This window comes from Nocardioides sp., assembly GCF_051876515.1.
Taxonomy (GTDB): domain Bacteria; phylum Actinomycetota; class Actinomycetes; order Propionibacteriales; family Nocardioidaceae; genus Nocardioides.
Map to the genome: position 1 here is coordinate 21,741 of NZ_JBJEHY010000142.1, position 10,686 is coordinate 32,426.

The window sequence follows — 10,686 nt, forward strand, 5'->3', positions numbered from 1 at the left end:
CCCCGGGCGGAAGGGCGGCCGTCGAGGTGCGTACGGGTGGCGTCACCGGGACAGGATGACCCCCGAGGTCGGCACACCCGTGCCGGCGGTCACGAGCACGTGCTCGCGGTCCCACGTCGCCGAGGTGCCCTCGACGCCGACGACCTGGTTGACCGAGGTTCCACGGATCTGGCGTACGCCCTCGAGGAAACCGTTCATCCCGTGGATGTAGGCCTCACCCAGCTGACCGCCGTGGGTGTTGACCGGCAGGCGGCCACCGATCTCGATGCCGCCGTCGGCGACGAGGTCCTTCGCCTCGCCGCGGCCGCAGAAGCCGAGCTCCTCGAGCTGCATCAGGACGTACGGCGTGAAGTGGTCGTACAGCACCGCGGTGGCGATGTCGGACGGGCCGAGGCCGGACTGGCGGTACAGCTCACGCCCGACGACACCCATCTCGGGGGTGCCGATGTTGTCGCGGTAGTACGACGTCATCACGAACTGGTCGCCGGCGAAGCCCTGCGCGGCGGCCGAGATGTACGCGGGCACCACGTCGAGGTCGGCCGCGCGCTCGGCGGAGACGATGACCATCGCCACGCCGCCGTCGGACTCCTGGCAGCAGTCGAGCAGGTGCAGCGGCTCGGCGATCATCCGGGAGGCCTGGTGGTCCTCGAGGGTGATCGGCTTGCCGTGGAAGAACGCGTTCGGGTTGTTGGCGGCGTGACGACGGTCCGCCACCGCGACCCGTCCGAAGTCCTCGGACGTGGCGCCGTACTCGTGCATGTAGCGACGCGCCTGCATCGCCACGGTCGCCGCCGGCGTGGTGAGCCCGTGCGGGTACGACCAGGCGTTGTCGAGGCCGTTGGTGTTGACCTGGCTGTTGGCCCACGTCTGCGTCTGGCCGAACCGCTGGCCGGAGCGCTCGTTGAACCCGCGGTACACGAGGACCACGTCGGCGACGCCGGTCGCGACCGCCATCGCGGCCTGCTGGATCGTGCCGCCGCCCGCGCCGCCGCCGTAGTCGATGCGGCTGAAGAAGCGGACGTCGCCAGCCCCGAGCTCGCGAGCGATCGCGATCTCCGAGGACGTGTCCATCTTGAAGGTGACCAGACCGTCGACGTCGGAGGGCTTCAGCCCGGCGTCGGCCAGGGCTGCGAGCGAGGCCTCCACCGACAGCTGGAGCTCGGAGCGCCCCGACTCCTTGGAGAACTCGGTGGCGCCGATCCCGACGATCGCTGCCTTGCGGGACAGGGTGCTCATCAGGGCTTCACCTTCACCGTTGCGGTCACGTGGGCTCCCAGGGAGACGGTGCCCACCACCTTCACCTCGTACACGCCGTCGGCCTCCCCCAGCACCTCGCCGGAGAACACCATCGTGTCCCCGGGGTACGCGGGCGCGCCCAGGCGGACCGACATCGAGGTCAGGAAGACGTCCCCGAGCTGCTCGTTGACGTAGCGCTGCACCATCCCCTGGCTGGTGAGGATGTTCATGAAGATGTCCTTCGACCCGGCGCCGGTGGCGGCGTCACGGTCGTGGTGGACGTTCTGGAAGTCGCGGGTCGCCAGGGCGGTGGTGACCACCAGGCGCGTGGTGACGTCGATCGACCACTCGGGCAGGACCGACCCCACGGTCAGTGCAGTCGTGCTCATGCCTTCTTCCTCCACATCGGCAGGGTCAGGTTCTCGTCGACGGTGCGCCAGGCCACCTCGACCCGGTCGCCGATCTCGACGGTGCCGCCGTTGGCGACGTCGACGGTGGCCAGCATCCGTACGCCCTCGTCGAGGTCGACCAGCGCGGTGTGGATCGGCATCTCGAAGCCGGGGATCGGCGGGTGGTGGTGCATCACGTGGCTGAACACGGTGCCCTCCCCCGTGCTCACGACGTACCCGCGGTCGAACGCGTGGCACTCCGGGCACGACGGGCCGGGCGGGTGCCGCAGCGCTCCGCAGGCGTTGCACTTCTGCACGCGCAGCTCACCGGCGGCCGTGCCCTCCCAGAAGAACTCGGTGTCGCGGTTCTTCGTCGGGTACAGGACGAACTTGGACGGCTTCTTCCTGGGCTTCGGGATGAACTTCAGGACCCGGAACAGCATCGTCGCGACCAGCTCGGGGGCATCCTCGGGGCCGACGAACCACTCGGTCAGTGCGGTGACGAAGTAGCCCTCGCCCATGCCGGTGGCCTTGGGGCCGACCACGGACTCCAGCCGCATCTCCAGGCGCGGCACCTCGCCGACCTCGAGGCGGCGCACGTACGTCTGCTCGACGTTGGTGCCCAGCACGCCGCGGAAGCCGCGCTCGGTGAGCCAGTCCATCATCGCGTGCAGCGGGTCGTGGGGGTCCTTGGTGCCGCCGAGGGCGTACATCGTCCAGACCTGGGCCATCGACTCCGGCGCCTCGCCGGAGGTCCAGCGCGGGTCGTTGATGCCCATCGCGTCGGTCCAGGCGTTGATGGTGGCCTGGTTGACGCCGTCGCGGGCCGTACGGGTCGAGCAGACGCCCTGCGCGATCAGCTCGTCCGCCTTGGCCCGGACCTCGGCGTCCAGCTCGGGGGTGATCTGGGACTCCACCGTCACGTCCTTCTTTTCGCTCATCGGGGCACCTTGGGCAGACCGAGGCCGAACATCGCGATCAGCTCGCGCTGGACCTCCTGGACGCCTCCGCCGAAGGTGATGGTCAGGTTGCGCTTGGCGGTGCGGTCCAGGTACTCCAGCAGCCACGCGGTCTCGGGGTCGGTCGGGTCGCCGTACGTCACGACGACGTCGAGCAGCCCGAGCCCGAGGCTCTGCACCTCCTGGGTGGAGAACACCTTGCTCGCCGACGAGGCGGCGACGGCCTTGAGACCGGTGTCCTTGCCGAGCGCGACGTGCCAGTTGAGCAGCTCGTTGACGCGGTACGCCTCGGTGACCTCGGCGAGCGCGTCGTGGACGGCCGGGACCTCCAGCAGCGGGGTGCCGTCGGGTGCGGTGCGGGTCTCGGCCCAGGTCGCCACGCGGTCACGCAGGCCCTCCAGGCGGCCCGCGGGCCCGAGCATGATGCGCTCGTGGTTGAGCTGGGAGGTGATCAGCTTCCAACCCTGGTTGACCTCCCCGACCAGCATGTCGGCGGGCACCCGCACGTCGTTGAAGTACGTGGCGTTGACGTGGTGCGACCCGTCGGAGGTCACGATCGGCGTCCAGGTGAACCCGGGGTCCTTCGTGTCCACGATCAGGATCGAGATGCCCTTGTGCTTGGGGGCATCGGGGTCGGTCCGCACGGCGAGCCAGATGTAGTCGGCCGCGTGGCCACCGGTGGTCCACATCTTCTGGCCGTTGACGATCCAGTCGCCGGTGGCCGGGTCCTGACGGGCCGCGGTACGCAGCGACGCGAGGTCGGTGCCGGCGTCGGGCTCGGAGTAGCCGATGGCGAAGTGGACGTCGCCCTCGAGGATGCGGGAGAGGAACATCTCCTTCTGCTTCTCGCTGCCGAACTGCTGCAGCGTCGGGCCCACCGTCTGCAGGGTGACGGACGGCAGGTGCACGTCAGCGTACGAGGCCTCGTTGGCGAAGATCTGCTGCTCGACGACGCCCAGGTTCTTCCCGCCGTACTCGGTGGGCCAGCCGACCCCGAGCCAGCCGTCGGTACCCATCTGACGGATCGCACGGTGGTACGCGGGGCCGTGGCGGTCGGTGAGCACCTCGACCTTGTCCTCACGGCTGTACAGCGTGGCGAAGTACTCGCGCGCGCTGGCCTTGAACTCGCGCTGCGAGTCGGTGAGCTCGCCGTTCTTGCCCTCGCCGTCGACGGCCGGGACGGCCGCCAGGGTCAGCGTCGGGCCGCCGAGAAGCTCGGTGATCTCGATGACCCGCGCGAAGTACGCCGGCAGCGCGTAGGTGACGTCGACGCCGAACCCTCCGTGCAGGTGGTGGCAGGTCTGCAGCGAGCGCGGGGCGCGCTTGACGAACGAGTGGGCGGCGACGGCGAGGTCGTCGACGATCTCCTTGCCCTCGGCCACGCGTCGGATGGCCTCGCCCGCGGCGAGGCCGACCATCTGCGCGTCGATGTAGACGTCGGCGATCTGCTGGGCGACGGCCTGGAACTCGGCCAGGACGCGCCCGAACTGCTGGCGCTCCTTGATGTAGTCCGCGGTGAGGTCGCGGGCGCCGGCGAGCAGAGCAGCACCCTCGCGGACCGCGCCGGCGACGGCGAGGTCGCGGAGGCGGTCGCCGGAGCCGGCCGGCAGGACGTGCAGCGGGGTGACGTCGGCCAGCGCGACGGCGTGGTGCACGGCCCCGGTCGAGGCGTACGTCGGGGTGAGGGTGACGCCCTCGGCCGCGGGGTCCACGATCGCGACGACGACCCCCTCGGGGCCAGTGGCGGTCACGGCGAGCAGGGCACCGTCGACGACGTCAGCGACGCGGACCTTGGTGCCGGTGAGACGGCCGTCGGTCAGCGAGGTGCGCGGGGTGGTCGGGATCCCGATGCCGACCTCGGCCAGGGCGGGGGCGATCCGGACCGACCCGTCGACGATGCCGGGGACGAGCGCGGCCTGCTGCTCCTCGGTGCCGCAGTCGGTGATCACACCGAGGCCGCAGACCAGGGTGCCCCACACGGGGGTGTCCAGACCGCGGCGTCCGACCTCGTCGAGGACCACGGCCAGCTCGGTGACACCGAAGCCGCTGCCGTCGTGCGCCTCGGGCGCGGCGAGTGCGGTCAGCCCGGCCTCGACGAACGTGCTCCACGCCCCCCGGGACTCGTCGGCCCCCTTGTCCAACACGTCGGCGACCACTGAGCGGACATCATCGAGAACGTCTTCGGACACGCTTCCTCCTGAGAGAGACTGAAACCTGTTCTACTTTAGCCGAACAGGTCGTGCCTCGCTGGGCCGCTCCCGCTACGCTGCGCGACGTGACGTACTTGGCTCGACAGATCCTCAACGCCGCCCTCACGACAGTGGTGAGCAGGCCGGTCCAGCGTTCGGTCCGCTCGGCGATCGGGTCGTTCGCCACGGGATGGCTGCCCAGCGAGCTGTCGCCCCAGATGCTCGCGCTGACCGCCACCGACACCGCGGTGCACCTGGCCCGCCCCCGCGGGGGCAAGCGCAGCAAGCTCGGCGTGGCCCTCGCGCTGGGCACGATGGCGGTGCACGCCAGCCGGGTGCGCGCGGCGACCAGGTCGGGAGAGGTCATCGAGGCTGCCCTCAAGGACAGCCTCACGCCGGGACACACGACGGCGCTGGGTGATCTCGGCCCCGTGGACCGTTCGTTCCCCCGCAAGGAGGCGCTGCGCCCGTTCAACTTCAAGAACCCGGGTGTGCACGTCGAGCGCAACATCGCGTACAGCGAGTGCGGCAAGCGCGGCATGCTGGACATCTACCGTCCGGCCGACCACGCCGACCTCACGAACGCCCCGGTTCTGCTGCAGGTGCACGGTGGCGCCTGGATCCTGGGCCAGAAGGAGCAGCAGGGCCTGCCCCTCATGAACGAGCTCGCCTCCCAGGGATGGGTCTGCGTCGCGATCAACTACCGCCTGGCCCCCCGCGACCCGTGGCCGGCGCACATCATCGACGTGAAGCGCGCCATCGCCTGGATCAAGCAGCACATCAGTGAGTACGGCGGCGACCCGGACTACCTGGTCATCACCGGCGGCTCGGCAGGTGGCCACCTCACGGCGCTGGCGGCGCTCACGCCCAACGCGCCGGAGTTCCAGCCCGGGTTCGAGGACGAGGACACCTCCGTCCAGCTCGCGGTCCCCCACTACGGCGTGTACGACCTGGCCGGCTCGACCGGCCTGGAGAGCGCCCGTCTCATGCGCGACGGGTTCCTCTCCTCGAAGGTCATGATGACGACGTGGGAGGAGAACCCCGAGGTCTTCGAGGCCGCCTCCCCCATCCTGCGGATCACCGAGGACGCGCCCGACTTCTTCGTGCTGCACGGCGACAAGGACTCCCTGGTCGACGTCAACCAGGGCCGCGTCTTCGTCGAGCGCCTGCGCGAGGTGTCGAAGAACTCGGTCTCGTACGCCGAGTTCCCCGGCGCCCAGCACGCGTACGAGATCTTCAACTCCATCCGCTCGGGGTACGTCACGCGCGGGGTGTCGCGCTACATCCGCGCCCACCACGCCGCGTGGAAGGCCGGACGCCCCGCGCCCGAGGTCGCTGTCAAGGCCGGCTGAGACCGGGAGGACCGACCGTGAGTGAGCGTCCCGTCCTGCTCCTGCTGCACGGGGTGATGATGTCCTCGGCCGCCTGGGACGGTGTCACGCCACTCCTCGCCGACCGGTACGACCTGCTGACGCCCACGGCCGCGGGTCACCGTGGCGGCCCCGCGCTGTCAGGACCGGCGACCGTCGCTGCCCTGACGGACGCCACTGAACGCCTCCTCGACGACCGGGGCCACGACCGCGTGCACGTGGCCGGCAACAGCCTCGGCGGCTGGATGGCCGTGGAGCTCGCGAGGCGGGGCCGCGCACTGTCGGTCTGCGCCCTCTCCCCGGCCGGCTTCTGGACCCCCGGCTCAGTGGAGCAGAACCGGTCGGCGAGGCGACTCCGGTTCGTACGCCACCTCACCCGGACCAGCGCCCCGGTCACGTCCCTCGTGATGCGGTCCGCCACGGTACGGCGGCTCAGCATGCGTGACATCGCCGCGCACGGGGACCGGCTCACGCCCGGGGCGGCGACGGAGGCCGCCGCCGACCTGCTCGGCTGCCCCGTCGCGCTGGACCTGCTAGCGACCACCGAGGCGATCGCTCCCCTGGACCCTCTGCCGTGCCCGGTCACCATCGCCTGGCCCGAGCTGGACCGGATCTTCCCGCAGAGCGTCAACGGCGTGGTCGCCGAGCGGGTGGTGCCGGGCGCCCGGCACGTCACCCTGCCCGGGACCGGGCACGTGCCGATGATCGACGACCCCGCGCTGGTCGCGCGGGTCATCTCCGAGACCGCGGTCTGAGGGCAGCCGGTCAGCCCGGCGCGGACTGCTGCTCCAGCAGGGCCAGGTCCCTGCGTACGTAGCGCAGGTGCGCCCACTCCTCCTCGAGGATGACCCGCAGGCAGTCACCGACGGTGGGGTGCCAGTCGTCTCCGGCGTCCCAGGGGTTGTCCCGCTCCTCGGCCAGCACGTCCGGGGTCACACTCGCCAGGAAGTCGGTGACGTGTCCCTGGCGCTCCGCCCTGACGCTGAGCACCACGTCGTACGCGGGTGCTTCGGCGCGGAAGATCGAGGTGTCGAACCCCATCTGGGCGGCGCCGGTGAAGATCTGGCCGATCTCGTGGAACGGCTGCTCCCGGCGCAGGACCGCGCCGCCGAGCCAGGCGTCCGTGGCCAGGATGAGGTGACGCAGAGTCTGGGCGAGCGACCACTCGTCCTCCACGTGGGCGTCGACCAGGGATGCGGGAGTCTGCGCGATCGTCTCCGCCCACGCCCTCTGGACCGCTGCCCATCCTTCGCGCAGGCCCGCAGACGTCTGCGCCTTCTGCAGCGCGCGTCCGGGGAAGCGTCGGTCCAGCTCCGCCTCGACCAGGGGCACCACGTCGACGCCGTTCACCACGAGGGTGCCGAACATCAGGTCGTGGCTGTCGATGTCGAGCCCGTCGAGGTCGACGCCACGCATCGTCACGCCGCTGAGGTCGGAGAACCGGAACCGCGCCCCCCTGAGGCTGGCGCCGACGAACGTGGCGCCCTCGAACTCGTCCGTCCCGGAGAAGGTGGCCATCGACCCATCATCACGCGACCCGCGCCGGACCGGAAGAGCCGCTCGACACGCGCTCAGCCGTCGCCCCCGTCGCCGCCGAACCCTCCCCCGTGGTGACCACCGTGCCCTCCGCCGTGGTCACCCCCGTGGTATCCGCCGTGGTCGGTCCCGTGCAGGCCCCGTGGTCGCCCACCCCGTGCAGTCCCCCACCAGACCACGCCCCCGGGTCCGACCACACGAGCGGGGCCGCGGCACCCGCGGTCGCGGCCGTGCGGGCGCTCCACATGGTGAGTCGGTCGACCTCCACGCGGCCCTCCCGGACGAGCTGGTCGTACCAACCAGAAGCCCACGCGGCGTACGCGGGCCCGGAGTCGAACCACGCGACCCGCCGGTCGCCGACACGGACGAGCCGCACGTCGGGCCGCTCGCCCGCCGCCAGGCGTTGGGCGTCCCTGAAGCACACCGGGATCTCACGGGCCACGCCTCCGGGTGGCGCCCACTCCACGTCCCTGCTGGCGGGCCCGTGGCTCGGGTCGAAGAAGCACGGCGGTCGGCGCGTCGGGCGCTCGGTGCCGTCGCGCTCCGCCAGGACGCACGCCTGGGCGAAGCGACCGTCGGCCAGCAGCCTGGTCACCTCGGAGACGTCCGCCACCTCCGCGGCCGCCGCCAGGGCGCTCTTGGCTGACTCGTACGCGTCCAGCGCCGCCTGGTAGTCGCCGACCGCCCGTGGGCCGAGCTGGGTCGTGAGAGTCTCGAAGTGAAGCTCCGAGAGCTCCTCACCGAACAGCGTGACGTCCTCGTCGGCCGCTCGCCTGACCAGCCGGAGGACGTCCAGCTCGGCCATCCGCTTCTCACGTCGCTCACGCCGCCCCCGAAACATGGCGACCAGTATGCCCATCCGACGGGCCGAGCAGCCGCACACGACTGGCTGGTCTCGACAGGCTCAGCCAGCGAGGCGCCCTTCTAACCCTGTCTCCGCCTCAGCGCGGCAGGCCCAGGATCCGCTCGCCGGCCACGTTGCGCAGGATCTGCGTGGTCCCGCCAGCGATCGACAGGCAGCGGGTCAGGAGCGACTCGTGCAGCGAGCGGGCGTGCTCGGGACGCCCCAGGACCATCTGCTCGCCCAGCAGGTCGACGACCAGCTCGGAGGCGTCCTGACGACTCTTGACGCCGAGCAGCTTGGCGACGCTGGACTCCACGCCAGGCCCCTGGCCCGAGAGCGAGCGGAGGACCGTACGGGTGCCGAGCAGCGAGCAGACCACGGCCAGCGCGACAGCCTCGCCCACGCGGCCAGCCGTACCGGGGCCGGCGGCGACGCCACCCTCCGCGAAGAGCTCGACGGCCTCCTCGGTCGACGCGCCGAGCCGGTGACCGGCCATGGCGACGCGCTCGTTGGCCAGGGTGGTGACCGCGAGCCGCCAGCCGTTGTCGACCTCGCCGACGACCATCTCGTCGGGCACGAACACGTTGTCGAGGAAGACCTCGTTGAACAGCTCCTCACCCGTCATCTCCCGCAGCGGACGGATGTCGAGGCCGGCGCTGGTCATGTCGACCAGGAAGTAGGTGATGCCCTTGTGCTGCGGCGCATCCGGGTTGGTGCGCGCCAGGCAGATGCCCCACTGGGACTCGCGCGCCATCGAGGTCCACACCTTCTGGCCCGTCAGGCGCCAGCCGGAGCGGCCGTCGGGGCCGCTCTCCTCACGCACCGCACGGGTGCGCAGCGACGCGAGGTCGGAGCCGGAGCCGGGCTCGGAGAACAGCTGGCACCAGATGATGTCGCCGGCCAGGCTGGGCCGGACGAACTGCTCGCGCTGTGCGTCGTTGCCGTGCTTGAGGATCGTCGGCACCGCCCAGCCCGCGATCTTGATGTCGGGACGCTCCACTCCCGCGGCCGCCAGCTCCTCGTCGATCACCAGCTGGGAGACCGCGTCCGCACCCAGTCCGTACGGCGCCGGCCAGTGCGGGGTGAGGTAGCCGGTCTCCACCAGCTCGGCACGCTGGTCGGCAGAGCCGGCGATGCGGGCCACGGTCTCGCGCACCTGCGGTCGAACGGCCTCGTCGCGACCCTCGAGGTCGACGTCGACCTTGCGGCGGACGCCCGTGGCGGCGAGCGCGGCGAGCTCCTCGGCGTGACCACGACCGACCAGGTTGCGCAGCGACACGGCGCGACGCAGGTAGAAGTGGGCCTCGTGCTCGAAGGTGAACCCGATGCCGCCGAGGACCTGGATGGCGTTCTGCGTCACCCGGACGGCGGCGTCGAAGGCCACCGTGCCCGCGACACCCGCGGAGAAGGTCCACTGGGTCTCGTCGCCGAACGCGACGCCGGCCGCGTCCCACGCCACGGCGGTGATCTGCTCGCAGTCCTCGAGCATCTGCGCGCACAGGTGCTTGATCGCCTGGAAGGAACCGATCGGCTTGCCGAACTGCTCACGGACCTTCGCGTACTCCACCGAGGTGGCCAGCGCCCAGCGGGCGATGCCGGCGGCCTCGGCGGCGGCGAACGTGATCGCCGCGTTGGTCACCGTACGGCTGGAGACGCCGACCTCGACGAACGCGTCGGTGTCCACGACGACGGTGCCAAAACGGCGGGTCAGGTCGAGGGAGACGGCCGGAGTGACCGTCACGTGCTCGGCGTCGACGACGAACCAACGCCCGTCGGTCGAGCCCAGCAGGAACAGGTCCGCGCCGGGCGCGTCCCACACGACGTCGACGGTGCCGGTCAGCCGGTCGCCGGCCTGCAGCGAAGCCGTCGGCGCGAAGGCCGCCCGGGCCCCCTCGGCCAGGCGCCCGGCGACGTCAGCGACGTCGGCCACCAGGGAACCGACGATCGTGGTCGAGAGCAGGTGTCCCGGGACGAGCGAGCGCGCGCACGCCTCAAGCGCGACGGACGCGTCGAGGACCGTACCGCCGCCGCCACCCACGGACTCGGGCAGCGCGATCGTGGCCAGACCCATCTCGCCCAGCGAGGACCAGGCAGAGTCGAAGGTGGCATCGGGCTGCTTCTCGACCTCACGCACCGCGTCGAGGAAGCCCTCGCCCTCGGCCC

Annotated in this window: 9 protein-coding genes; 2 read left to right on the forward strand and 7 right to left on the reverse strand. The window is 71.3% G+C overall.

What is annotated here, in order from left to right:
- Positions 1–42: 42 nt before the first annotated feature.
- From ACI379_RS10695 to ACI379_RS10710, 4 genes are read right to left on the reverse strand one after another with little or no spacing between them, the layout of a single operon-like run.
- Positions 43–1,236, reverse strand: coding sequence for a lipid-transfer protein (locus ACI379_RS10695; RefSeq protein WP_439792068.1), 1,194 nt, complete (start codon positions 1,234–1,236; stop codon positions 43–45).
- Positions 1,236–1,625 (reverse strand): MaoC/PaaZ C-terminal domain-containing protein, encoded by a 390-nt coding sequence (locus ACI379_RS10700; RefSeq protein ID WP_439792069.1) that lies wholly within the window; start codon positions 1,623–1,625, stop codon positions 1,236–1,238. The genes ACI379_RS10695 and ACI379_RS10700 overlap by 1 nt, the downstream gene beginning before the upstream one ends.
- On the reverse strand, positions 1,622–2,566 hold the full coding sequence (locus ACI379_RS10705; protein WP_439792070.1) for a Zn-ribbon domain-containing OB-fold protein: 945 nt from the start codon (positions 2,564–2,566) through the stop codon (positions 1,622–1,624). The genes ACI379_RS10700 and ACI379_RS10705 overlap by 4 nt, the downstream gene beginning before the upstream one ends.
- Positions 2,563–4,773: an acyl-CoA dehydrogenase gene (locus ACI379_RS10710; protein ID WP_439792071.1), complete on the reverse strand. Its 2,211-nt coding sequence runs from the start codon at positions 4,771–4,773 to the stop codon at positions 2,563–2,565. The genes ACI379_RS10705 and ACI379_RS10710 overlap by 4 nt, the downstream gene beginning before the upstream one ends.
- 86 nt (positions 4,774–4,859) lie before the next feature.
- Here ACI379_RS10710 and ACI379_RS10715 point away from each other — a divergent pair, with 86 nt between their 5' ends.
- Positions 4,860–6,125, forward strand: a complete 1,266-nt coding sequence (locus ACI379_RS10715; RefSeq protein WP_439792072.1) for an alpha/beta hydrolase fold domain-containing protein — start codon at positions 4,860–4,862, stop codon at positions 6,123–6,125.
- A 17-nt stretch (positions 6,126–6,142) separates the two neighbouring features.
- Positions 6,143–6,898 carry an alpha/beta fold hydrolase gene (locus ACI379_RS10720; protein ID WP_439792073.1) on the forward strand — a complete coding sequence of 252 codons (756 nt, stop codon included), beginning with the start codon at positions 6,143–6,145 and terminating at the stop codon, positions 6,896–6,898.
- 10 nt (positions 6,899–6,908) lie between these two features.
- On the opposite strand, the gene ACI379_RS10725 is transcribed toward ACI379_RS10720, so the two are convergent.
- The 3 genes from ACI379_RS10725 to ACI379_RS10735 all read right to left on the reverse strand — a co-directional run.
- Positions 6,909–7,661 carry a DinB family protein gene (locus ACI379_RS10725; protein WP_439792074.1) on the reverse strand — a complete coding sequence of 251 codons (753 nt, stop codon included), beginning with the start codon at positions 7,659–7,661 and terminating at the stop codon, positions 6,909–6,911.
- 10 nt (positions 7,662–7,671) lie between these two features.
- Positions 7,672–8,520, reverse strand: coding sequence for a hypothetical protein (locus ACI379_RS10730; RefSeq protein ID WP_439792075.1), 849 nt, complete (start codon positions 8,518–8,520; stop codon positions 7,672–7,674).
- Between the two features lie 100 nt (positions 8,521–8,620).
- Positions 8,621–10,686 (reverse strand): acyl-CoA dehydrogenase family protein (locus tag ACI379_RS10735; protein ID WP_439792076.1); only part of this gene is annotated, 2,066 nt, incomplete at its 5' end.

Coding starts and splice junctions, on each gene's coding strand:
- ACI379_RS10705 (WP_439792070.1), bottom strand. CDS start 2,566: ATGAGCGAAAAGAAGGACGTGACGGTGGAGTCCCAGATCACCCCCGAG.
- ACI379_RS10725 (WP_439792074.1), bottom strand. CDS start 7,661: ATGGCCACCTTCTCCGGGACGGACGAGTTCGAGGGCGCCACGTTCGTC.
- ACI379_RS10695 (WP_439792068.1), bottom strand. CDS start 1,236: ATGAGCACCCTGTCCCGCAAGGCAGCGATCGTCGGGATCGGCGCCACC.
- ACI379_RS10730 (WP_439792075.1), bottom strand. CDS start 8,520: ATGTTTCGGGGGCGGCGTGAGCGACGTGAGAAGCGGATGGCCGAGCTG.
- ACI379_RS10700 (WP_439792069.1), bottom strand. CDS start 1,625: ATGAGCACGACTGCACTGACCGTGGGGTCGGTCCTGCCCGAGTGGTCG.